Below are 22,295 nucleotides of genomic sequence, written 5' to 3'. Positions count from 1 at the left end.
AAATTTCAATACAAAATATTCGCGATAAATTCGCGATGAGGTTTCGACGCCGCAGATTCCTGCAACTCCTCGCGACCGCGTCGGTCGCCGGGGGCACAGCACTCGAACACGTCGCGACGCCCGTCTCCGCAGCGGCGGGATCCGATTGCAGCGCCACGGACACCGTCCCCCGGATCGAGTTCTACTCGGCTGCGAGTCAGGTCGACCCGAACTACGAGGCGCTGACCGACGAGTCGGTCGTCGCCGTCTGGGCCGAACCGGCCGCCACGAACACCGACGACGACGGTAACGGCGACGCCTACGCGTACGACGACCTCACCCCGATTCCGCTGGTCTCCGTCGACGCCGGCGTCTACGGTTTCGGCGCGATCCTGCTCCAGGACGGCGAGATCGACTTCGACTACGGGAACGAGGAGTTCGTCCTGAACGCCTGGGACGCGGAACTCGGCGGTTCCGGTACCGTCCTCTGGGACGAGGGCCACGGGCAGTACTACACGCTCGATACGTGTTCGACGTTCGAACGATACGCCGAGAACAACGGGTACACCGTGACGCCGACGGCGTCCCTGTCGAGCGACCTCCCGGACGCCGACGCCGCCGTCATCACCTCGCCCAGCGACCCGTTCAGTTCCGCGGAACTCGACGAACTCGCGGACTTCGTGGCGAACGGCGGGGCGCTGTTCCTCCACGATCAGTCGGATTACGGCGACTACGACGAGACGGCGAACCTCAACGACGTCGCGTCCCGCCTCGACCTCGCCTACCGGTTCAACGACGACGACGTCAACGACGACACCAACAACGTCGGCGGCGATACCTTCGACGTCACGACCAGTCAGTTCAACGTCAACGCCTTCGACCTGTTCGCCGACCGCGGCGGGATCGGACTCGACGCGGGCGTCCGCTACGTGGCGACCGTCGACAGCGTCACGGACGGCGACACGGTGGACGTCACGTTCGCGGATGGCTCGTCGGCCGAGGTCCGCCTGCTCGGGTTCGACTCGCCGGAGACCAAGCGAAACGGCCAGTACGAGAAGATCGAGGAGTGGGAGGGCATCGAGGACGACAGGTACCTCTCCGACTGGGGCGAGAGCGCCAAGGACTACGCCACGGGGGAACTCGAGGGGGAGACAGTCGAGATCGAGATCGACCCCGCGGAGGACGTCCGGGATCCGTTCGGTCGGCTGCTGGCCTATGTCCACTACGACGGGGACGGCGACGGTAGCGTCGACACGCTGTTCAATCGGGAGATCATCGAGCGGGGCTACGCTCGCGTGTACGGTTCGAACCTGACGAAGCACGACGCGTTCTGGAACGCGGAGGACGACGCGCGGGCGAACGGACGACGCGTCTGGCGGGAGAGCGACCCGGAGAACACAGCCGAGGTCCGCGACCGGGCCGTCGAGGAGGTCTTCGTTCCCAACGCCGCGAGCGTTCGTACCGGCAGCGGTGAGATCTCGCCCGCACGGGTGCCGGTGTTCGCCGAGAGCACGGCCACCCAGGATCTCAGAGGCGGCGTCGAGTACGGAGGCGACGTTCCGCTGGTCGGCGTCGATTCGAGCGCTCGTGTCGCCCTCGTCGGCGGACTGCCGATCGACGAGAGGTACCGGGACGACGTCACCGACTTCGAGCACGAGGTGTTCCTGACGAACCTCGTCGACTCGCTGTCGGAGGCATCGGGTCAGATCCTCGTCGAGGGCGGCCACGGCCAGTTCAACGAACCCCACGCGCTGTCGAACGAGGACGCCGTCGCCTACCAGCGCTACCTCGAAGGCCAGGGCATCGCCTTCGAGCAGGTCAACACGCTCGACGGGGCCGGCGACAACGCCCTCTCTACGGCCCGGGCCGTCATCGTGACGTCCCCCCGGTCGTGCTACACCACCGCGGAGATCGACGCGCTGAACACCTTCGGGAGTAACGGCGGCGCGATCGTCCTGATGGGGAGCGGCCACGGCAGGATCATGCCGGACACGCGGGCGAACCTCAACGACCTCGCCGACGCGTTAGGGACCGACTTGCGTCTCAACGCGGACCACGTCTTCGACGACACCCACAACGTCGGCGGCGACCCCGCCTTGCTGTACACGACGAACCGCAACACGTCCGACTTCTCGCTGTGGAGCCCCTACAGCTAGCGGGACGGCTTCTCCCCCCATCCAGCGGTCGAGCGGGTGATGGAGCGCTACTACGGCGAACTCGACGAGCGACTGGGCGTCGTCGTCGGCCGGTCGACGGTCGCGCTGGACGCCCGCACCGAAACCGTCCGGCGGACGGAGTCGAACGTCGGAACCCTCGTCGCCGACGGCCTGCGCGCCAGCGTGGGTGCGGACGTCGCACTGATGAACGGCGGCGGCATTCGTACGGATACGCTCTACCCGCCGGACGACATCGCCAAGAGACGGATCGTCAACGTCCTGCCGTTTCCCAACTACGCGGTCGAACTTCGCGTGTCCGGCGACGTCCTGCTGTCGGCGCTCGAAAACGGCGTCAGCAGGGTCGAGCAACTGTCCGGCCGCTTCCCAGAGGTGAGCGGCGTGCAGTACCGGTACGATCCCAGAGACCCACGGGTAGTCGCATCGTCTCGGCGGCTATCGGTTCGGAACCGATCGACGTGGACGCGACGTACACGCTCGCGACGAAGTCGTTCGTCGCGAGCGGCGGCGACGGCTACGACGTGCTCGTCGACGCCCCCGACTCGTCACCGCCGACGAGGGCGCACTCCTCTCGGAGCTCGTCACCGACCGCGTCGAGGCGCTGACGCCCATCTCGCCCGACGTTCAGGGACGGATCACCCGCCTGTAGCCCGATTCTCGGCCTCGGCTCGCGACCCGTCGACTCACCGCGCTCCCCGACGGGTCGCGAACGTTCGTCCGGTCGGCGCGAGCGAGCGCAGCCGACCGATCCTACCCCACCGTTCACACGCGAACGTCTACCCGACACGTCTAGAGGTGTCCGTGCCGATCCAGTGGACTATTGTCGGATATTATAAATTCTTATCGCTCGAACGCAGACGGATAAAACCGTCCTACGATGCCCACAGACGACGGGAATCTCAGCCGACGAACCGTGCTTCGATCGATCGGCGGACTCGGGGCGGTCGGTCTCGCGACCGCCGAGATAGCGGACGTGAACGCGACGCCATCGGGCGTGCGCAGAAAGCGAATCACGGGGCATATCGAACCCGACGCCCCGAACTGGCTCTACGTCCCGGTCGACGTCGACGAGGGCGTGACGGAGTTGCACGTCAGCTACGACTACGACAAGTCCGCCGAGAACCTCCTCGACATCGGGATGGCCGATCCCGACGGACACGAACTGGGGAACGGCGACGGCTTCCGCGGCTGGTCCGGCGGCGCTCGCTCCGAGTTCACGATCTCGCGCTCCGAGGCCACGCCCGGATACTACCCGGGCGAGATCGAACCCGGCACCTGGAACGTCATCCTCGGGCCGTATCGCGTCGGCGCGGAGGGGATCGACTACACCATCGAGGTGACGATGCGATCGGGAGAGCCGGAACCGGCGTTCGAGCCGCGTCCGGTCTCGGACGAACCGATCAACGACGAACCGGGCTGGTACCGCGGCGACCTCCACCTCCACACCGTGCACTCCGACGGCGAGTACACGCCCGGCGACCTCGTCGACGGAGCCGTGGACGCGGGGCTTGACTTCCTGGTGTCGACCGATCACAACACGACGACCGCCAACCTCGTCTGGGGGAGGCACGCGCGCTCGGACTTCCTCATCCTCAACGGGGAGGAGATCACCACGCGTGCCGGCCACTTCGGCGCGCTCGGTCTCGAACCGGAGCAGTGGATCGACTGGCGGTACGCGCCCGACGACGACGCCCTCTCGCGCTTCGTCGAGGAGGTTCACGACGTCGGCGGTATCGCGGTCGCCAACCACCCGTTCTGCCCGTACAAGGGCTGCGATTGGCGGTTCGACTACGAGCGGATGGACGCGGTCGAGGTGTGGAACGGTCCCTGGACGTGGGAGGACGAGGCCGCCGTCCAGACCTGGGACCGCATGCTCCGGGAGGGGCGGTACCTCCCGGCCGTCGGGGCCAGCGACGCCCACGACTACGAGGACGACATCGGCGTACCGCACACGGTCGTTCACGCCCCTCGGCTGGGGAGGGACGCGGTTCTCGCGGGGCTCGCGGCGGGTCGCTCCTACGTCGTCGAATCGGACGCCATCACGCTCGACGTTCGGGCCGTCTCCGGCTCCCACGAAGCCATCCCGGGGGAGCGCCTCGAACGACCGCCGAAGGCCCCGATCACCGTCGAACTCGCCGTCCGCGGCGCGCCGGGGTCCGAGGTCACGTTCCACACGCAGGACAGCATCGTGAAGACGGTGTCCGTGACGGAGGACCGGCAGCGAATCGCCTACGAGACCACCGCGGAGGCGTCGGCGTTCGTCCGGATCGAACTTCGGACCGCCGACGGCGACATGCTGGCGCTCACCAACCCCGTTTTTCTCGGCCGGGCCTGACGAATCCGACGCGCGTCGGGTTCGCAACCCGGTCTAACCCGACTCCCGCCTCGGGAAGACTGCCCGAGCCCTGTGACGGGGGTGCGGCCGAGATGCGACTCGGCCATGTGCTGGTAGGCGGCGTAGAAGTCATCCGGGTACTGCTGGCAGGACGCGACCGCGAAGGTGAACTCCTCGACGTCGTCGATGGCGGTGAGCGCGGTACCAAGGCACCGATACCGACGATAGCGGCGGCCGCACCAGTTTTGCGGAGGAATCCGCGTCGGCTGTCCGAATCCGGGTCTGGGATCGATGGATCGTCTAGGTCCATACGAGCGCAAGACATTATCCAACGGGTATAGAACTCATCTTGGCAGTTCACTTGCCTGAATCATCCCACCTGAGCCTCCAATCCGCCAGGGGTAACGGAAATAGTAGAATAGGTGCCATGTGGTTCGAACGTGGGCGTCAGAATCATACAGAGGTACCCTCACGACGCACCCCACCCAGTTACAGAGGGAACGCGTCAAAACGTCACTTCGTTGCTCTCAGCCCCGTCTGCAGAGCGTGGACAGAGCTGTGCATTAACGGCCGCCCCGATGTCGTCAAGCGTTCGTAGCAACAGAAACGGGTCTCCGGACGAGTAGATAGTTAGATGTCGGCGCTCTCCTCCGGGAGAGGGGAGTCGTTAGCCCGGAGTTCTTCGAGAGCAACTGTCCCTTCCGGGACTCGATACTTCCGGAGTACCCCGCGGGCGGCGTCCGGCTCGTTCACCGTATCGTCGACCGCATACGTCGTCCACGTGAACTCCGTGGGGGTGAACTCGGCGACCGAGTAGCCGTTGTACTTCACGTCGATGAACTCGAAGTGGGCGTTCTCTTCGAGCACGGTCTCTTGCCACGTCTCGTTGGTGAGACGCGGGGACTCGGACTCGACGCTCGTCCGATCCTCCGCCCCCCAGAAGTCGGACGCCCATCCGTTACTCGACAGCCCTGGCGTCATAAATTCGATCCCGACGAGTTCTTCCTCGGAGGGGATCGGCGTTCGCTGGAACACGTCTTCGTAATCGTTCAGTAGATAGGCGACGAAACTCGTGTGCCAGTCACCGGTGAAGGTGAGGAAGTTGTCGACGTCGAAATGTTCGAGTTGGCCCAAGATTTCCTTGCGCTCGTGTTCGTAGCCGTCCCACGCGTCGTAGTTACGCCAGAACTGCCCGTCGTCCTCGAACGACATGACGAACTCCGCGACCGCCCGCTCGTTCGCCCACGCCTTCCAGGTCGCGTCTGTCTCTTTGAGCGTCTCGAGGAACCATTCACGCTGCTCGAAGCCGAGCATCGTCCGGTCGCCGTCGTCGCGTTCGGGAGCGTGCGGAGGGACACCGATCTGGCGCTGGCCGGCTGCATCGCCGCCCGGTGGCGGTGATCGGAACAGGCGCTCGTCGGTGACGGGGAGTTCGAGCAGGTCACCGAAGCGGACCGAGCGCCACATGTGGAAGCGCTCGTGGAGGTGCTCCGCGCTCGGATCGTACATGACCCGCGCGGGGTTGTATTCCCACCAGGCCTGGATCGCGTCGATGAACAGCTGGGTCATAAACTCCCCGTCGTCGCCCTTCGGGTGGTCTTCGGTCACCGGGACGTCCTCTTCGTAATCCCACCACGGATTGTTGACGATTTCGTGATCGTCCCAGGTTGGGATCAGGCTGTGCCGTTCGAGCGCCCGCTGGAAGAACTCGTCTCCCCGGTAGGTGTTCCAGAGGTGTCGGTAGTCCTCGAGCGTCCACGCCTCGTCGTTCCCGCTCGGCAGTTCGATCGATCGGCCTTCGAACGGTGACTCACCTCCCCCCTCGTAGATCTGGTCGCCCAGGTGGACGATGTAGTCGACATCCTCGTTGGCGATGTAGTTGTACGCCGGATAGTACCCGCTCTGGTAGGACTGGCAGGTGACAACTGCCAGCGCGACGCTGTCGACGCTCGCGTCCGGTTCGGGGAGTGTCCGGCACCGACCAGTCTGACTGGTCGTTCCGTCATAGTGAAATCGGTAGTACAGATGTTGATCCGGGGGGAGTTCGCCGTCGAGATCGATCTTGATGACGTGGTTGTTCTCCGGCTTGATTTTCCCGGGCTGAATACGTCCTTCGTAGACCGGGTCGGAGAAGTCCCCGTCTCTCGCGACCTGCACGTACGCCGGTTGGGACGACACGTAGGCGTCTTCGGCGAGCTTGGTCCAGAGAATCGCCCCGGAGTCCGTCGGCCCGCCGCTCACGACCGAAAGGGGGAACACCTCCTTCGGAGAACTGTCGGCGGACCAGTCGACTTCGCTGGACTCGAGTTGTTCGGGCCGGAGTCCGTGGACGATGTCGGCGTCGAGCAGCGTAGCGGAGACGCCGGCGATCCCGACCGCGCCGATCGATTTGAGTACGTTACGCCTGCTAGTGACCGATGTATCGTCGGTATCGGACATGAGTCACGTGGAAAGCCCCGGCTAGTCGGCTTATGCTTGCACTTCATAGATTCTGGACGCCTACGCCCAGAGTGGAACCGCTATCCGCTGCTACCATATTATCCGTACCAGTTTATGGAAAAACGTAGCTCCATTTCAGTACCTCATAAAGCCGGTTGCTCGTGCCGTCCACTTGTCGCCAGGATGTCCTGAAACCAACAGGTAGGCGGCGAACCCTGCGACGACCTGTGGAACTGGTCGTCACACTCACTGGAGCGTTCAGTCGAAGTCTCGACGGAGTATGGTGCTGAAGACGGGACAGACGGCTGGGGACGCTGTATCCCCTCCCTACTCACTCGCTTCGCTCGTGCGTTGAGGAAGGGGTCTTAGCGCCTCAAGTCAGGTAAATACGATAATACGATACAGATACTTCGAGATGCACGCGCGAAGTCACTGTGCCATCGTTTCGCGTATCTCCCGCTGGATCGCCATCTCTGCCACGTTGTTTCCGTACTCAGCGGTTCGCTTCACCGAATCCAGCAGCACCCCGTAACGGTGGGCCTCGGACGCCGACTCGTACGTGTAGAGTTCGCGCTCGGCCGTCTCGACGTCGGCGACGAGTTCGTCACACGTGATCGAGGTTCGGTAGGCCGTTTCGACGTCGGCGTCGGCGAGGACGACGCCCGAAGCGGTATCGACGATCCGCCACGAGCGGGACGCCAGTTCCGCATACGTCTCGGCAAACGTGTCGTCCGGGGGCGTCGACTGTTGCGTGGCGATCCGTGCCATCTTCCCGGCGTGATCCGCGATCCGCTCGCACTGGCGGGCCACGTAGTAGAATTCGAACAACTCCGGGCGCGACTCCTCGATCCGTTCGACGAGGCGGAGGTCCGCGAGCGACCGACGGAAGTAACGCATCACGAGCGTGAACAGTCTGTCTGCCTCCCTGTCCCGATCGATCACCTGTTCGGCGAGCGTCCGGTCGTGTCTGATGACGGCGGTGACTGCGTCCCGTTGCATCGCGAGCGCGACGAGCCGGAGTCGGACGACGTTCTTCGCTATCGAGACGTTCCGTGCGTCGATCAGGTTCCGGAGTACGATCTGAGTCTCGGTCGTTTCGAAGACGTCGACGCCGCTCAGTTCGGCGACTGTGTCCGCGATGACTGCCCGTCGGTGCGCGTCGTGCCCGTTGCGATCGACCAGCGTGATCCGGTCTACCCCCCCGATGTAGGACGCACGGATCGTCTCGCGTATCTGCTCGCTGCCGTACGTAGTAACGTCGATCGTTGCCGTCCACTCAGCGCCTTTTCCCTCCCCCGGTTTTACCACGAGGGTTCCGTCGTCGTCGGACGAGAGATACAGCAGCGACCCTGCCTCGACGTCCTGTTCCCGCGCCCATGGTTTGGGAAGCGAGACCGTGAACGTGGCACCACCCGCCAGCTGGACCTTCCGGGCCTCCATGTCGTCCGACGGATGGATGAGGGCCTATTCCAGCGTTTATATGTGGGGGACGAGGCTCTATCGAGAGCCACGTACCTCTGTGACCCGTCATAGAATCGTCGATACGGGGCAGGACGAGACGCCGATCCGTCGTTTCGTCGCCGTGATGGGTCCCTGCGCTACGTACGTCACTTTCGTGTCCTGACCCATATAGTGTAATAATATAAAGAACGAAACCCTGCTACCGTACCTTCCACGACGTGATGCGAACATCGACGCCCGGATTCCGACGGAGAGCGTTCCTGAGTGCGATCACCGGCACCGTGGCAGCCACCGCTGGAGCCACCAGCGTCTTCGGAGGGACAGACGACAACGCCGACAGCGATGACGATGACACCGATACGGCGAGACGCCCCCGGACTGAGCGGCGGACCTTCGAGGCGGCGGATGCGGGGGAGGCGCTCCTCGAACTCACCGCGTCCGCACCCGGAACCGACTGGATCGAGGAGAACAGCGAGTCCGCGGTCGTCACCGTCGCCCTCGACGGCGAGTACAACCAGGACGTCGTCCTGTTCCGGGGAGGCGAACGGTTTACCTATCCGCTGGCGCTCGGTCCGGTCGAGTCGGGCGAGCACACCGTGACGGTGACGTACGATCCGGCGAAGTCGCCGGTCGGGTCCGATCGTGCGGTGGTTCACGGGACCGCGGCGTCGGTCGTCCCCGAGAGCGACGAGCGCGCGCTCGTTCACCGCTACTCGCCCGTCCTCTACGGCCGCGACCTCCCGAACGTCGCCGGGGACTACGAGAACGGGTACACTGACGTCCCGCTCCTGCTGTATCACACGACGTCGACGGACGACGAGACGGGCCACACGACAATCGAGTACACCGTCATCTGGTCGAACGAGGACGGCGGCACCGACACGCCTGGATTAATGGGCAGTTGGGGTCGGACGACCGACATCGAGTGGATCTACCGAGTGACGGTCGACGACGACGGCGAGATCGTCTCCGAGGAGTACCAGGGCAACGGTCACACGACGCTCCCGTTCACGGGGGCGAAGATGGGCGATCATCCGCTCCTCGAGACGTCGACGATCAACAACATGGTCGCGAAGGTGAACGACCCGGACGACTCGACGGGGTATCGGTTCTTCCTCGATCCCTCCCGGACGCTCCCCGAGGGCCGAGCGCGCGAGGCGATGATGGATCGCAACCCGTGGACGTACGAGATCATGGCCAAGGGGATGGTCCGCGAGGGCCGGCTCGAATCCGTCGACGAGCCAACGACGACCCCCGCAGTGTCCGACCTGCGGAACTACCTCTACGTCGAGTTCGACAAGGAGACGACGTATGAGACGGATCCGGTGAGCGAGGAGGCCGCCGTAGGAACGGCGCTCGCTGTCCGTCTGACCGACGGCTCCGCGTGGTACACGTCCCATCACGGCGACCCTGACGCGACGGTCGTCCGGAACGACCCCGCCGCGACCACCGTCGAACTACCCCCCGGAACCGACGGGACGGACGTGGCGGCGATCGAGGCCCGCTCGGTGCCGCTCGGCAAACAGCCCGCGGACTACGAGACCGTCGTGTCGTCGATCGAACGCGCCTTTTTCCTCGGCGACGACTACCTGCCCACGGAGTCCATCGTCGAGTGGAACGGCTCCGTCACGCTCACGCCTCAGAACCCCGACGCCTGCCTCTGGCGTCGAGACACCGAGCGTTGAAGGGCTGCGAGTGTCCGAGCCGGCTGCGGTGAACGGGTCGTGGCCGATCCCGAAGCCGTGGCTGCCGCCATTCGTCGCTACCCTGCCGACTCCTGCTATCCCAGCGGGAGACCGCGAGCGAAGTACGGCGGTCCGGAGAGGTGACCCCTAAAACCGTCACGCATCCCCGGATCGCCCGCGAGGGACAGTCCCGCGGTGGTCAGCGTTATCCGCTTGGAAGCGAGCGGACGTGACGCGCTATGCGGATCGCCGGATCCGAAGGTCGGCGACGGTGGGGAGGTGGTCGGAGACGAGCGTCTCCTCGCTGATCCCTGCGTCCTCGACGGCGACGCCGTCGGCGCTGGTGAACACGTAATCGATGCGCTTCTCGGGTGCGGAGTCGGTGTACACCGCGGGGTAGGTGTACGAATCGCCGTTCCCGACGGCGGCGAAGGCGTCGACGTACTCGCCCGTCATGGCCTCTATCGGCCCCGAGTCGGGCGTGGCGTTGAAGTCGCCCGTGATCACCTGCGGGTCGGAGACGTCGGCGGTGGCGTCCAGTATCGCCTCCACCTGCGCCGCGCGTCGTCGTTCGAACAGGTGATCGAGGTGCGTCGTGTAGAAGCGGATCGTCTCACCCTCGACCTCGACGGTCGTCTCCTGAAGCCCGCGCGGTTCGTTGTACGCCCCCTCCTCGACCTGCGGGGACGGCAGTTCGTAGTGCGCGGAGTCGAGGATGGGGTACTTCCGCTCGGTCAGGATAGCGGTCCCGTACCTGCTCTGCTCCTCGCAACTGCTCTCGTAGTCGGTGATGTTTGCGGCGTAGTCGACGTGCATGCCGAGGCGGTCGGCCAACCGCCTCGGCTGATCGTCGCAGCGACTCCGCGACGCCAGATGTTTATCGACCTCCTGGAGCGCGACCAGGTCCGCACCGGACCGGACGATCAGGTCCGCGATCCGCCGCAGATCGTACACCCCGTCCATGCCCGTGCCGTGATGGATGTTCCAGTTGAGCACCCTGATCGAGGTGCCCTCGCCGTCGGGTTCCGAGGCGTGCGACTCGTTCGAACTGTTCCGGGCGGCACCGCCCGGCCTCGTCGCCCCGAGGCCGAGGGCCGCCGCCCCCGTGCCGACGACGAACGTCCGCCGTTTCACCGCACCCGTCGCCGGGTCCGTGACCGTCCGTTCCGCGTCGCGTCCGTCTCCTGATTCGGACATTACGACGGAAGACCCGCGCAGATCCGGGTAATACTATTATATTTCGTATATTTACCCATCGGTGATCGTCGGGCAGCCTACGTCCGAACCCGTCCGACGCTGATAGCTACGTTCGACTCCGGAGTGATGGAGGGGGTGTTCCGCTCGGTGGGGGCCTCGAACCACGGTCGGAGGCGCTCCTCCTCGTTTCTCATCCCACCGGTCGCTCGTTCCTCCTCGCTTCGTTCCGGGAGAAAGAGCCGGTGGGGGGATTTGAACCCTCGACCTAATCCTTACGAAGGATTCGCTCTGCCAGCTGAGCTACACCGGCGCGTTCGACGCCTCGGAACGCACTCGATAGTGGTGCCAAGAGGAGTATAAGGATTGCGGAGTGCCGCCGCCGTGTCGCGGCGTGACGGACCGTCCGGTACCGGTCACGTACGGCCCTACCCGACGAATCCCCGGCTCACAGCGCGATCGCGAGCACGACGCCAGCGAGGATGACGGCGAAGACGACGATGGTGACGAACAGGAAGAATCGATCGGCCGCACTCATGTCTCTCTCATCGGTGGCGCAGACGGTAAGGCTGTCTCCCGGATCGTCAACTGCTGTGGACGCTCGCCCGTCGATCGTCGGTCCGCTTCCTCCCGTCGCGGTCGAGCGTGCGCTCGGCCGCCGCCGCGAGCTGGTCCACCAGCGTCGTGACGGCCTCCTCGTGGTCGCCCTTCGACCGGTACACCGCAGCGGGGGTGACGTCGAGGTTCCTGTACTCGTCGAGCGCGTCCTCCGCGAGGTCGCCCCGTACGTGCATGTATCGCGCGATGCGGTCGAGCAGCGCGTGATAGTGGATGAGCTCTCGCTTCCTCATGATAGCCACCCTAGGTTTTAGGAGTACCTAAAACCTTCGCGGTAGTACGAAAACGCGTCGAGACGAACGTTCAACAGAGGTCGAGCGTCGCGTAGACGTGGCCGCCGTCGGTGACGGTGACGCCCACCCCGACGCGGTCCGCGTAGCGGTAGGTGAGTTTCGTCCGGGCGTCGGGATCGTCGGTCCAGCGCGTCACGACGGTTCGGGCGATGGCGCGCTCGTCGGGCACGTCGGTCGCGTCGAGTTCGACGCGCGAGATCGTCTCGAGTTCGCGCCCCTCGCGCACGCCGGAGCGCGTGTCGTCGGGGACGCGACACTGACCGTAGAGGTCGAACCTCTCGTACCGCCCGAGCGTGTCGTAGCCGGCGGCGGCGTGGGAGGGGTACCCCTGCGCGGCCATGTTGTCGCTGTGGAACTGCGCCATCTCGTCGAGGGCCTCGCCGCGCGCCAACGTCGGGTCCTCCCCGGCCACGTCGGCGCGCACCTCCGCGTTGACGACGGCGACGATCTCCCGCTCTATCGCCGCCGCGTCGACCTCCTCAGCGGAGAACTCGGGTTCGTCCGCTCCCTCCGCCCCGCCGGCGTCCGTCCCGTCGGTCCCATCGGCACCGCCAGTCCCGTTCGCCCCGTCGGTATCGTTCGCGGAGCCGTCCGACGACGCGTCGGTCGCGGCCGACCCGTCGGACAGTTGCATCCCGAGGAGGCCGCCGACGGCCATCGACGCGAGCACGAGACCGCCGATGACGACGAGGAGGACCCTGTTTCCCATCGTCCGTCGCTAGACGCCGATAGACATCTAATTTTCGAATACTATCTCTAAAACAGACTACTTCGTGACTGATTCGAAACCGAGCGTTGCGGCGCGCGGGACGGAACCGCGTCGACCCGATCGACGCGGTTCAGTCGCCGTCCGCGTCTCCCGTGCCCTGGCCGGGGCGGAGTCCGTCACCACCGCCTCGACCGTCCCGCCGGCCCTGTCGGTCGCGGCCGTCCTGCTCGTCCTGTCCGTCCCGTTCGTCCCCGCCGGCGTCGTGTCCTCCGACCCCCTCGCGTCGGCCGAGAGCGGTCACCGAGGGGGTCCCGGTGACGGGGTTCCTCCGCACCGCCGTCCGGGCGTCGAACGCCCGTTCGACGACGGCCTCGGTGAGCACCTGATCGGGCGGGCCCGCGGTCAGCACCGCTCCGTCGGCGAGGACGACTAGCGCGTCGCAGTAGCGCGCCGCGAGGTCGAGGTCGTGGATGGCGGCGAGCGCGGTTCGACCGTCGTCGACGAGGCCGGAGACGAGGTCGAGCGTCCGGACCTGGTGATTGACGTCGAGGCTCGCGGTCGGTTCGTCGAGGAGGAGCACCGGGGTCGCCTGCGCGAGCGCGCGGGCCAGGAGGACGCGCTGGCGCTCCCCGCCGCTGACCTCGCCGACCGGCCGGTCGGCGAGGTGGGCGACGCAGGCCCGCTCGAGCGCCCGTTCGACCGCGTCCGCGTCGTCGTCGCCGGCGCGTTCGAACCGGCCCGTGTGCGGGGTCCGCCCCATCGCGACGACGTCGCGCACGGAGAAGTCGAAGCCGAGGGAGGTGTCCTGCGGGACCGTGGCGACCAGGCGGGCGCACTCGCGGGCGGACAGCGACGCGACCGGCCTGCCGTCGACCGTCACCTCGCCCCGATCCGGCGTGAGTACGCCGTTTACGGTTCGGAGGAGGGTAGTCTTTCCAGCGCCGTTGGGTCCGACGAGCGCGACGAACGATCCCTCCGGCACGTCGAACGAGACGCCGTCGAGCACGCGCGCGCCGCCGAGGGTCACGGCGACGTCCTCGACTACGATCACAGCGCGTGCACCTCCCGGCGGCGGAGCAGGTAGAGGAAGAAGGGCGCGCCGATCGCCGCGGTGACGATGCCGACGGGGAGTTCGCCCGCGCCCGACCGGGCGAGCGCGTCCGTCAGCACGAGGAAACTGCTCCCGGCGAGCGCGCTGGTCGGGAGGAGGATCCGGTGATCGGGGCCGACGAGCAGGCGCATCACGTGCGGGACGATGAGGCCGACGAAGCCGATGACGCCCACGACGGCGACGGCGACGGCGGTCATCAGCGTCGAGACCGCGAGCAGGATCCGCTTGGTGCGCTCGACCTCGATGCCGAGCGTGCGCGCGTCCTCCTCGCCCAGCAGGAGGACGTTCAGGTCGCGCGCGTAGGCCGCGAGCACGGCGAACGAGGCGAGCACGATCGGGAGCGTGAGCGTCACGTCGTTCCACCCCGCCCCGTGGAGGTGGCCCATGAGCCAGTAGAGCGCGCGTTCGAGGCTGTCGCCGGCCTGCACGAGCAGGAAGGACACGACCGCGCCGAGGAACGTCTGGACGGCGACCCCCGCGAGCAGGAGGGTCGCGACCGGGGTTCGGCCGTCCTTCGAGGCGATGAGGTAGACGAGCGCGGCGGCGGCGAGCGCGCCCGCGAAGGCGACGGCCGCGATCCGCACCCCGGCCGGGAGCCCCGCGACTAGCGCGGGCGGGCCGACCACGATGGCCGCCACCGCTCCCACGGCGGCCCCCGAGGAGACACCGATGATCGAGGGATCCGCCATCGGGTTGCGGAAGAACCCCTGCATCACCGTCCCCGCGGCGGCGAGGGCGAAGCCGACGACCGCCGCGAGCGCGATGCGGGGGAGCCGGAGCCGGACGACGATGATCTCCGTGGCGCGGCTCACCTCGAAGGCGAAGGGATGGACGTACCCCACGTCGATCGCGAGCCACGACACCTGACCGAGAAGCGGCAGCCGCGCCGGCTGGGACGCGACCGACGCCGACGCCGGCACCGCGACAGCGTTGAGTATCGCCTTCGTCACGTCGAGCGCGGCGAGGTCGACCGACCCCAGCATGACGCTCCCGACGATCGACGCGAACAGCGCCGCCGCTAGGCCGACCGACCACGCGACCGTCCGCACCCAGCGCCGCATAATCACAAGCCCGGTTGGATTAGGCAAATACTTATTGAATACCGGCCGACGGGTCAGATACATGCGTTCCAGCGTACTCGTCTCGCTCGTGGTCCTGCTCGTCGTCGCCCCGGCGAGCGCGGTCCCCGCGGGCGCGACACAGCAGGACCAGGCACAGTGTTCGTTCCCCTACAGCGCGACCGACTCGACGGGCGCTAACGTGACCGTCGCGGAGGACCCCGGGCGCGTGGTGGCGCTGCAGGCGAGCACCGCCCAGATCCTCTGGGAGATCGGCGCGAAGGACAGGGTGGTGGGGATGCCCGTCCGGTCGTACACCGCGTACCTGGACGGTTCCCGGGAGCGCGAGGACGTGCTCACCGAGGACGGTTCCGCCGTGGACGTAGAGCGGGTCGTCTCGCTCGAACCGGACCTCGTCATCGCGCCGGGGAGTATCTCCGACGAACAGATCCAGCAGATCCGGGACGCCGGGATCCCCGTCTACAAGTTCGCCTCCGACACGTCCATCGAGAGCATCTACGACCAGATCGAGCGCGTCGGTCGGCTGACCGGCGAGTGCGAGGGGGCGGCGGAGACCGTCTCGACGATGCGCGAGCGGGTCCAGACCATCGAGGGGGCCGTCGAGGGCGAGGAGCGACCGCGGGTGCTCTACACGTTCTACGGCTACACGGCGGGCAACGGCACGTTCATCGACAGCATCATCACCGCCGCGGGCGGGCAGAACGTCGCCGCCGAGGCGGGCATCCAGGGGTACGCCCAGATCAGCGAGGAGCAGGTCGTGAAACAGGACCCCGAGTGGATCGTCACGCCCAACGACGCCCCGCTCCCGAACGGGACCGCCTACCAGAGCACCACCGCCTACCGGCAGAACCAGACGCTCACCGTGAACGCCAGCCTGATGAACCAGGCCGGACCGCGCGTCGTCGAACCGATGACGAAGCTCGCGACGGCGTTCCACCCCGAAGCGGTCGCACAGGCGACGAACGGAACCGGCGCGCCCGCGAACGACACTGACGACGCGAACGGTACGGACGGGGCGAACGCCTCGGGCAACGAGACCGACGGTAACGACTCCGACGGAACGGACGGAAGCGGGCCCGGCTTCGGGGTCGCCGCCGCCGTCGTCGCCCTCGTCGGCGCGGCGCTGCTCACGCTCCGCAGGCGATAGCGCGGTCGACCGCCGGCATCGCTCTTCGCGTCGATCGCCCGCAGCGGTGACCGACAGCGGCGGTTTGTGCGTGTTCTTCGAAACCTAGTTCACCCTCCCGTGGGGTATCGAGCACATGGTCGAGAACGTCATCTGGCCCGCCGCCCTCGACGCCAACTGCTCTCGGAGCGAGGGGCGGCGCGTCTCGCTCGAACTCGCCGTCGAGGACCCGACGGTGGACGAGATCGCCCGGGCCGTCCAGCAGGTCGGTTACGACGCCGTCATCGAACGCGACAAGACCTATCCCCGGGAGTACGAGCCCCGCGGGCGCGTCCTCGTCCAGAACGCCGACGACGCCGGCAAGAGCGACCTCCTCCAGGCCGTGGCGGCCTACGTCGCGGCCCTCCGCGCATGAGGCGCGTCGGCGAGGCGGTCCGGGCCGCCCAGGGACTCGTCGTCGTCCGCTCGCCCGACGAGTCCCGTCCGGACTTCGGCGTCCGGGTGCTCGACGAGAACCTCGACGCCGTCGGGCGCGTCGTGGACGTGTTCGGCCCCGTCTCCCGCCCCTACGTCGCCGTCTCGCCCGACGACGACGTGCGCCCCGCCGGCCTGCTCGGAACGAAGCTCTACGCCCGGTGAGGACCGGGCCGTCGGTCAAGCACAACGCACAAACGACGCCTCTCCCTCGAACCAGGTATGAACAGACGGGCGTACGTCGCCGCGGGCGCGACGGTCCTCATCTTCCTGCTCGTGCAGGTCGGCGCGCTGGCGATGGTCGAGCCGTTCCAGTCGGCCGGGCTACAGACCGTCGAGGACCCGCGGGACCCGACGAACAGCCTCCTCTACCTCGTCGCCATCCTCGTCGCCACGGGCGCGATGCTCGCGGCGTTCAAACTCGGCGGCGACGCGGTGATCCGACTGTTCATCGTCCTCTCCGGCGGGCTGCTCTCGTACTACGTCTTCCTCGTCCTCCTGCCGCCGGTGGCCGTCGTCGGGGGCTTCAGCGGGTCCGCCCTCGTCGCGGCGGGCGCGCTGGCGCTCGCGCTGCTCGTCTACCCGGAGTGGTACGTCATCGACGCGACGGGCGTCGTGATGGGCGTCGGCGCGGCGGCGCTGTTCGGCATCAGCTTCGGCCTCCTCCCCGCACTGCTCCTGCTGACGGCACTCGCCGTCTACGACGCCATCAGCGTCTACGGCACCGAACACATGCTCACGCTCGCCGCCGGCGTGATGGATCTCCGCGTTCCGGTCGTGCTGGTCGTCCCGCTCACGCTCGGCTACTCGTTTCTGGAGGAGGAGGGGGCGGCGCGCGTCTCGGACGAGGGGGCGACGCCGGACGGCGGCGACGCGGGGGCGACCCCCGCCGACCTCGACGACTCCGCGAACGCCGACGGCGGGGGCGAGGACGACTCGGAGGGCGTCGACGGGCCGGATCCGGCTGAGCGCGACGCCTTCTTCATCGGCCTCGGCGACGTGGTGATGCCCACCATTCTCGTCGCCAGCGCGGCGTTCTTCCTCGAGACGCCCTCCCTCGGCGTCCCCGGCCTCCCGACGCTCACCCTGCCCGCGCTCACCGCGATGATCGGAACGATCGCCGGCCTGCTCGTGCTCGTCGGGATGGTGATGCGCGGTCGGGCGCACGCCGGCCTCCCGCTGCTCAACGGCGGCGCGATCGGCGGCTACCTCGTCGGCGCGCTCGCCGCGGGGGTCCCCCTGCTGCGGGCGCTCGGGATCTGACGCCACCACCTTTTGAACTGCCACCTTTTACTGCGGTCGCGTGCGGCCGACCCGCTTCGCGGTCGGCCGCGGCTCCCTGGTAAAAGCTGGATCAAAACCCTCCTCACCCCCTCAGTCGCTTCGCTCCTTCGGGGGTTCCGTCGGTCCGCTCGCTCACTACGTTCGCTCGCGGCTGCCGCGCTGGCGTCGGCGGTGGTAAAACCAATATCCCGTCCATACCTTTATGTCAGAGAGCGGGACCAGAGCCCCTCGTGACGTGACCTTCGTCGCGGGGCGCTCCGCGGTTGCGCGACGCCACGCCCCGCGAACCACCCCCGCCGCGGCGTCGCCTGTCCGCCAATACCGGTCGCCGCGCTCGCCGGAACTCCGAAGGTCCGACGCGCCCGCACGCTCCCCCGGGTCGCCCGTTCCCCACTAGCCGCACCTCGACGAGTGCCGCTATCGGCCCGTCAGCGCCTCGCTCCCCGGCGCGAGGTCGACGTACTCGCCGAGCCCCTCGCCGGTCGCCTTCTCGTAGAGCATGTGCGCCGCGGCGACCGTCTCGATCGCGGTGCCACCGCTGTCGAACACCGTGATCTCGTCGTCGCTCTCGCGCCCCGGCACGTCGCCCGCGAGCACCTCGCCCAGGTCGCCGTGGAGGTGATCCTCGCCCACGACGCCCTCCTCGACGGCCTTGAGGAACGATCCGGCGTCCTGCGCGGCGCGGGCGCGCAGGTCCACTACGTACGTCGCGCGCTCGACGGTGGTCGCGTCCAGTTCACGCTTCTCGGGGTCGTACCGCCCCATCGCGGTGACGTGCGCCCCCGGTTCGAGCAGATCGCCGTCGAACACCGGTTCGTCGGCGTTCGTCGCCGTGATCACCACGTCCGCGCCCTCGACAGCGGCGTCGCTGGAGGCGACCGCGCCGACGCTCGCGTCGTACTGGCCGTTCGCCTCGCTGGCGAACGCCTCGCGGTGCTCCTTCGTCGGCGAGTAGACGTTCACCGTCTCGAACTCCCGAACGGTCATCGTCGCCGCGAGCTGGCCGCGCGCCTGCGCGCCGCTCCCGATGATCGCGAGGGTGTCGGCGTCCTCGCGGGCGAGCGCGTCGACGCCGACGGCACCGGTCGCGCCGGTCTTGAACGGGTTCATGCTCGCGCCGTCGAGGAGCGCGAGGGGGTCGCCGGAGCGGGCGTCGAACAGCGGCAGCACGAAGTGGACGTCGCCGCGCTCGAACCCGCCGGCGTAGGTGTAGCCGCCCATCGCACCCGTCTCCGGCAGGATGGCGAGGTAACCCGTGAGCATCCCCGCCGGGTCCTCGCTGACGAGCCTGGTTCGCGGTTCTGCGGGACCCTGCTGGCGGTAGCCCTCGCGGACGGCCTCGACGTATTCCGCGGGCGTCGCGAGCCCGGCGAGTTCGCCGCTGGTGAGAAAGAGCGTCTCGGTCATGTGACGGACATGAGAGGGGCGCGGCTTAGCGTTGGTGGCTGAGGAGATGGAGTCGGTTCTCGTTCGGAACGACCGGCGATCCCGTCAGTCGGCGTTGACGGGCGAGCGGTCGCGGGCCATCGGTTCGTCGGTCGGGCCGTTGACGAACATCGCGTGCCCCATGACGGCGACGGCGACGAGCGCCGCGACGGGGACGGCCGTGGTGAGTTCGACGCCCGCGAGCGTGAGAAGGGCGGTGATCCCTACGAGCGAAACCGGAATGATGCCCAAGACGACATCGTAGTACCCAGTCATAATCTATCATAACAAACGGTGATCTACTACTAATATCTTTTGCTGTAATGGTCTGATATCTTCGGTCGTAGCGGACGGATACCTACAACCGAACTCCAGCTAAATGCGTGTGTAAGTTATGAGTTGGTTCCGGGGGGAAAACCGGCAGACGTGGCGGGGTCGTTCGTCACGTAAGTACTCGTCGGTCAGGTCAAGCTTGACCACGGGGACCGACGGCTTGAAATGGATGGTGTCGGGAGTGATACTGTGAATCGAAACGATCGGGCAATCACGGGGCTCGTGATGCTGGCGCACTCGATGGTGCACACGTACGAGTTCGCCTTCCCCGTCCTCATCACGGTCTGGTTGGCCCAGTTCAATACGACCGCCGCCGTCATCGGCGGCATCGTGGGCGTCGGGCTGGCGCTGTTCGGGCTCGGCGCGCTCCCGGCCGGGGTGCTGGCGGACCGGATCGGTTCCCAGCCGCTCATCGTCGCAAGCCTCGTCGGGATGGGCGGATCCTTCTTGCTGTTGAGCGTCGCGCCAAACCTGGTCGTGATCACGCTCGCCCTCGTCGTCTGGGGCGCGGCCGCGAGCGTCTACCACCCGGCGGGTCTCTCGCTCATCACGCGCGGCGTCGAGGAGCGCGGCACCGCCTTCGCCTACCACGGGACGGCGGGCAACGTCGGCACCGCTCTCGGCCCGTTTCTCACCACCGTCCTCCTCTTCCTGTCGGGCGACGACTGGCACCTCGTCGCCGCGCTGCTCGCGCTTCCGGCGCTCGCCGGTGCACTGTTCGCGCTCCGCGCGAACGTGAACGAGACGGCGGCGGTCGCGGCTGACGGCGGGACGAGCAAGGCGAACCCGGGTATCGACTCGCTCGGCGAGTTCGTCGCGACCTCGCGGAAGCTGTTCGTCGGCGCGTTCGTCCTCGTGTTCGCCGCCGTCATGTTCTCCGGCATCTACTATCGCGGCATCCTGACGTTCCTCCCCGAGTTGCTCTCCGGGTTCGACGTCATCCGACCCGTGGAGCTGTTCGGGCGGGAGTTCACGCCCGCCAACTACATCTACACGTTCCTGCTCGGCGTGGGCGTCCTCGGTCAGTACGTCGGCGGGAAGCTGACCGACCGCGTGCCGCTCGAACTCGGCCTCGCGGTCGGCTACGGAACCCTCGGGCTGGTCGCGCTCGCGTACCTCCCGGTCGCCGCCGTCGGCGTCGTCCCGCTGCTCGCGCTCAGCGCCGTCCTCGGCTTCTTCCTCTTTCTCGTCCAGCCGTTCTACCAGGCGACGGTCGCGGAGTACACGCCCGCCGACGCGCGCGGGCTCTCCTACGGCTACACCTACCTCGGCGTCTTCGGCGTCGGCGCGCTCGGCGCGCCCATCGCGGGCACCGCCCTCCAGTACCTCTCGGCGGGTCCGCTGTTCGTCATCCTCGCCGCGTTCGCGGGCGGCGCGGCGGCGATCGGCGTCGTCCTGCTCAGGATGAGCCGACGACGCTGACCGCGACCCGCCACGGTACCAGCAGGGCGAAGCCGACGCCCAGCGAGACGAAAAAGAAGGTCACCGCGAAGTCGCCGTGAAACAGCGCGGTCGCCCGCAGCGCCTGCCCCACGACCGCCGCCCCGGACCACGCGATGACGGTGTAGACGGCGGCGGTCCGGCTCGATTCGCGTACCCCGTACAGCCCGACCGCCGGGGCGACGAGCAGCCACCCGACGAGGAAGGGCAGGGCGGTCGCGAGGACGTACCCCGGATTCGAGAGCGCGAAGTCCCGCCCGCCGTGGCTGACCACGCCGAGCAGGGCGAACGTACCGATGAGTAGCAGGTCGCCCGCGGCGAGTCCGAGCGTCGTCGGGGAGGCATCGATGCGGCCCCGGAGGGCGGCCGTCGTCGTGCTCATGCGCCCACCTCGGCGCGCCGCGGACTTGACTCCCCCGTTCCGTCGGGGTCGCCACCGGGAGCTACAAACGCCGCCGGGCGCTACGACTGCCCATGCAGTTCGCGGTGCTCGGCTGGCCCGAGGACGGTCCCACCCTCCGCCTCGACCACCGGCGGTTCGCCTACGCCGGGAAGTTCGCCATGTCGAACACCGGCAAGGCCGTCGCGCTCGCGGACGGGATCGCGCCCGACGACCTCCCCCCGGCCCGCGAGGCCGCGGCCGAGGGCGTCCTCGCCGCCTGCTCGTTCAACGAGGACCGCACGGATCCCGACGCGCTCTGGATCCGCTACGTCACCACCCGGCGCGACCGACGCGGCGAGGGCCTCGGCACGCGCCTCGCGGCCTTCACCGTCGCTCGCGCCCGCGAGCGCGGCTACGGGCGCGTCCGCATCGCCGTCAACAACCCCTTCGCCTACCACGCGCTCTCGAAGGCGGGCTTCGGCTACACCGGCCGGCGGACCGGCCTCGCGGAGCTCGTCCTCGAACACCCGAGCGACCGCGCGCGCTATCGCGAGGGGCTCTCCGCCTACGCCGAGCGCGACCTGACCGACGACGAGCGGGCGTTCGTCGAGGCGAAGCGCGAGGCGGGTGCGCCCGAGGTCGTCGTCGATCCCGACCGGATCTGAGCGGCGGTCGCTCGTCCACGACGAGCCGGTGCTCACGGGGAACGTGAAACACTTCGAGCGTATCCCCGACCTGACCCTCGAATCGTACG

Annotated in this window: 19 protein-coding genes, 1 tRNA gene and 2 pseudogenes; 10 read left to right on the top strand and 12 right to left on the bottom strand. The window is 67.6% G+C overall.

Features of this window, described 5'->3' with window-relative positions; translation table 11 throughout:
- The first annotated feature begins 35 nt into the window (after nucleotides 1–35).
- The 3 genes and pseudogenes from P1K31_RS05995 to P1K31_RS05990 all read left to right on the top strand — a co-directional run bounded on the left by P1K31_RS05995 (nucleotide 36) and on the right by P1K31_RS05990 (nucleotide 4,488).
- Nucleotides 36–2,135, top strand: a complete 2,100-nt coding sequence (locus tag P1K31_RS05995; protein WP_276305377.1) for a DUF4350 domain-containing protein — start codon at nucleotides 36–38, stop codon at nucleotides 2,133–2,135.
- A gap of 39 nt (nucleotides 2,136–2,174) precedes the next feature.
- A pseudogene (locus P1K31_RS21860) lies at nucleotides 2,175–2,758 on the top strand (5'-nucleotidase C-terminal domain-containing protein).
- A gap of 308 nt (nucleotides 2,759–3,066) precedes the next feature.
- Nucleotides 3,067–4,488 carry a CehA/McbA family metallohydrolase gene (locus tag P1K31_RS05990; RefSeq protein ID WP_276305376.1) on the top strand — a complete coding sequence of 474 codons (1,422 nt, stop codon included), beginning with the start codon at nucleotides 3,067–3,069 and terminating at the stop codon, nucleotides 4,486–4,488.
- On the opposite strand, the gene P1K31_RS21855 is transcribed toward P1K31_RS05990, so the two are convergent.
- The 3 genes from P1K31_RS21855 to P1K31_RS05980 form a co-directional block, all read right to left on the bottom strand.
- Nucleotides 4,457–4,798 (bottom strand): twin-arginine translocation signal domain-containing protein, encoded by a 342-nt coding sequence (locus P1K31_RS21855; protein ID WP_368410841.1) that lies wholly within the window; start codon nucleotides 4,796–4,798, stop codon nucleotides 4,457–4,459. The genes P1K31_RS05990 and P1K31_RS21855 overlap by 32 nt on opposite strands.
- Before the next feature lie 320 nt (nucleotides 4,799–5,118).
- Nucleotides 5,119–6,927 carry an alkaline phosphatase D family protein gene (locus tag P1K31_RS05985; RefSeq protein WP_276305375.1) on the bottom strand — a complete coding sequence of 603 codons (1,809 nt, stop codon included), beginning with the start codon at nucleotides 6,925–6,927 and terminating at the stop codon, nucleotides 5,119–5,121.
- Nucleotides 6,928–7,356: 429 nt separating this feature from the next.
- Nucleotides 7,357–8,367 (bottom strand): phosphate signaling complex PhoU family protein, encoded by a 1,011-nt coding sequence (locus P1K31_RS05980; RefSeq protein ID WP_276305374.1) that lies wholly within the window; start codon nucleotides 8,365–8,367, stop codon nucleotides 7,357–7,359.
- A gap of 242 nt (nucleotides 8,368–8,609) precedes the next feature.
- Between P1K31_RS05980 and P1K31_RS05975 the strand changes: the two genes are divergently transcribed.
- On the top strand, nucleotides 8,610–10,073 hold the full coding sequence (locus tag P1K31_RS05975; protein ID WP_276305373.1) for a hypothetical protein: 1,464 nt from the start codon (nucleotides 8,610–8,612) through the stop codon (nucleotides 10,071–10,073).
- 237 nt (nucleotides 10,074–10,310) lie between these two features.
- Here the strand turns inward: P1K31_RS05975 and P1K31_RS05970 are convergent, their stop codons facing one another.
- The 6 genes and pseudogenes from P1K31_RS05970 to btuC form a co-directional block, all read right to left on the bottom strand.
- Nucleotides 10,311–11,270, bottom strand: a complete 960-nt coding sequence (locus P1K31_RS05970; protein ID WP_276305372.1) for an endonuclease/exonuclease/phosphatase family protein — start codon at nucleotides 11,268–11,270, stop codon at nucleotides 10,311–10,313.
- Between the two features lie 237 nt (nucleotides 11,271–11,507).
- Nucleotides 11,508–11,580, bottom strand: a tRNA-Thr gene (locus tag P1K31_RS05965).
- A gap of 271 nt (nucleotides 11,581–11,851) precedes the next feature.
- The gene (locus tag P1K31_RS05960; RefSeq protein ID WP_276305371.1) at nucleotides 11,852–12,118 is read right to left on the bottom strand and encodes a UPF0058 family protein; all 267 of its coding nucleotides are present in this window, start codon (nucleotides 12,116–12,118) and stop codon (nucleotides 11,852–11,854) included.
- Between the two features lie 70 nt (nucleotides 12,119–12,188).
- The gene (locus tag P1K31_RS05955; RefSeq protein WP_276305370.1) at nucleotides 12,189–12,887 is read right to left on the bottom strand and encodes a CAP domain-containing protein; all 699 of its coding nucleotides are present in this window, start codon (nucleotides 12,885–12,887) and stop codon (nucleotides 12,189–12,191) included.
- A gap of 253 nt (nucleotides 12,888–13,140) precedes the next feature.
- Nucleotides 13,141–13,938 (bottom strand): annotated as a pseudogene (locus P1K31_RS05950) (heme ABC transporter ATP-binding protein); the annotation flags it as partial.
- Nucleotides 13,935–15,059 (bottom strand): vitamin B12 ABC transporter permease BtuC, encoded by a 1,125-nt coding sequence (gene btuC / locus P1K31_RS05945; protein ID WP_276305369.1) that lies wholly within the window; start codon nucleotides 15,057–15,059, stop codon nucleotides 13,935–13,937. The pseudogene P1K31_RS05950 and the gene btuC, both read right to left, overlap by 4 nt.
- Before the next feature lie 61 nt (nucleotides 15,060–15,120).
- Between btuC and P1K31_RS05940 the strand changes: the two genes are divergently transcribed.
- The 4 genes from P1K31_RS05940 (at nucleotide 15,121) to P1K31_RS05925 (ending at nucleotide 17,940) form a co-directional block, all read left to right on the top strand.
- Nucleotides 15,121–16,224, top strand: coding sequence for a PGF-CTERM-anchored ABC transporter substrate-binding protein (locus P1K31_RS05940; RefSeq protein ID WP_276305368.1), 1,104 nt, complete (start codon nucleotides 15,121–15,123; stop codon nucleotides 16,222–16,224).
- 115 nt (nucleotides 16,225–16,339) lie between these two features.
- Nucleotides 16,340–16,618 carry a signal recognition particle subunit SRP19 gene (gene srp19 / locus P1K31_RS05935; protein ID WP_276305367.1) on the top strand — a complete coding sequence of 93 codons (279 nt, stop codon included), beginning with the start codon at nucleotides 16,340–16,342 and terminating at the stop codon, nucleotides 16,616–16,618.
- Nucleotides 16,615–16,842: an H/ACA ribonucleoprotein complex subunit GAR1 gene (locus P1K31_RS05930; protein ID WP_276305366.1), complete on the top strand. Its 228-nt coding sequence runs from the start codon at nucleotides 16,615–16,617 to the stop codon at nucleotides 16,840–16,842. Before srp19 ends, P1K31_RS05930 begins: the two co-directional genes overlap by 4 nt.
- A 57-nt stretch (nucleotides 16,843–16,899) precedes the next feature.
- Nucleotides 16,900–17,940 carry a presenilin family intramembrane aspartyl protease PSH gene (locus P1K31_RS05925; RefSeq protein WP_276305365.1) on the top strand — a complete coding sequence of 347 codons (1,041 nt, stop codon included), beginning with the start codon at nucleotides 16,900–16,902 and terminating at the stop codon, nucleotides 17,938–17,940.
- Between the two features lie 438 nt (nucleotides 17,941–18,378).
- On the opposite strand, the gene P1K31_RS05920 is transcribed toward P1K31_RS05925, so the two are convergent.
- Nucleotides 18,379–19,368 carry an ornithine cyclodeaminase family protein gene (locus tag P1K31_RS05920; protein ID WP_276305364.1) on the bottom strand — a complete coding sequence of 330 codons (990 nt, stop codon included), beginning with the start codon at nucleotides 19,366–19,368 and terminating at the stop codon, nucleotides 18,379–18,381.
- 84 nt (nucleotides 19,369–19,452) lie between these two features.
- Nucleotides 19,453–19,662: a DUF8015 family protein gene (locus P1K31_RS05915; protein WP_276305363.1), complete on the bottom strand. Its 210-nt coding sequence runs from the start codon at nucleotides 19,660–19,662 to the stop codon at nucleotides 19,453–19,455.
- A gap of 222 nt (nucleotides 19,663–19,884) precedes the next feature.
- Between P1K31_RS05915 and P1K31_RS05910 the strand changes: the two genes are divergently transcribed.
- The gene (locus P1K31_RS05910; protein ID WP_368410840.1) at nucleotides 19,885–21,141 is read left to right on the top strand and encodes an MFS transporter; all 1,257 of its coding nucleotides are present in this window, start codon (nucleotides 19,885–19,887) and stop codon (nucleotides 21,139–21,141) included.
- On the opposite strand, the gene P1K31_RS05905 is transcribed toward P1K31_RS05910, so the two are convergent.
- The gene (locus tag P1K31_RS05905; RefSeq protein WP_276305361.1) at nucleotides 21,119–21,541 is read right to left on the bottom strand and encodes a DUF3054 domain-containing protein; all 423 of its coding nucleotides are present in this window, start codon (nucleotides 21,539–21,541) and stop codon (nucleotides 21,119–21,121) included. The genes P1K31_RS05910 and P1K31_RS05905 overlap by 23 nt on opposite strands.
- A gap of 92 nt (nucleotides 21,542–21,633) precedes the next feature.
- On the opposite strand from P1K31_RS05905, the gene P1K31_RS05900 reads away from it, so the two are divergent.
- Nucleotides 21,634–22,206 (top strand): GNAT family N-acetyltransferase, encoded by a 573-nt coding sequence (locus P1K31_RS05900; RefSeq protein ID WP_276305360.1) that lies wholly within the window; start codon nucleotides 21,634–21,636, stop codon nucleotides 22,204–22,206.
- Nucleotides 22,207–22,295: the final 89 nt, after the last annotated feature.

The sequence above is a fragment of the Halomarina halobia genome (assembly GCF_029338575.1).
In the GTDB taxonomy this organism is placed as follows: Archaea; Halobacteriota; Halobacteria; order Halobacteriales; family Haloarculaceae; genus Halomarina; species Halomarina halobia.
This window is presented reverse-complemented; position numbering and strand designations above follow the sequence as displayed.